The sequence below is a fragment of the Gluconobacter sp. P1D12_c genome, from assembly GCF_018812105.1.
GTDB classification, from domain to species: Bacteria; Pseudomonadota; Alphaproteobacteria; order Acetobacterales; family Acetobacteraceae; genus Gluconobacter; species Gluconobacter oxydans_A.
The window spans coordinates 1-431 of sequence record NZ_JACSIQ010000524.1; the positions used below are offsets into that span (position 1 = coordinate 1).

Annotated in this window: 1 protein-coding gene; it reads left to right on the forward strand. The window is 42.2% G+C overall.

Annotated elements, in window-relative coordinates:
• Positions 1-228 precede the first annotated feature (228 nt).
• Positions 229-431: hypothetical protein (locus KP705_RS17980; RefSeq protein WP_215765278.1), on the forward strand; the 203-nt coding region annotated here is incomplete at its 3' end.

A 431-nucleotide genomic window follows, 5' to 3' on the forward strand; every position in this document is an offset into this window, starting at 1 on the left:
TACAAGACCCCGTAGAGCTTGATGAGCCTCCTATTGAGGTTCCGGATTCCGAATACTTCGAATCTAATCAGGACTCCTTTCAGGAGCTTGCAGAATGGTATCTTTGAAGCTCCGCAGGACCGACGACAATGTAATTTTCATAGGCGGACACTATGACAAGTCAAATATTGATATCTATCTGCTACAATAAGTTTCCAGTACCCCACAAACTGAGGGTCGGAGATTGTTATGGATATCGTAAAGAATGAAAAATATAGAGAAATAGAGCGAGAAGTACCGAGGCTTGAAAATCTGTTAAATATAAAGGCTGTGCGATTGAAGGCACGTTATGAGACCCAGGCTATTCGTGATATGTTTGGGAAAGGGGTCGAGGTTTATTGCGTGGTGGAAACGCCTTACGATATCATGACTTGTTTGCATGACCATTATAT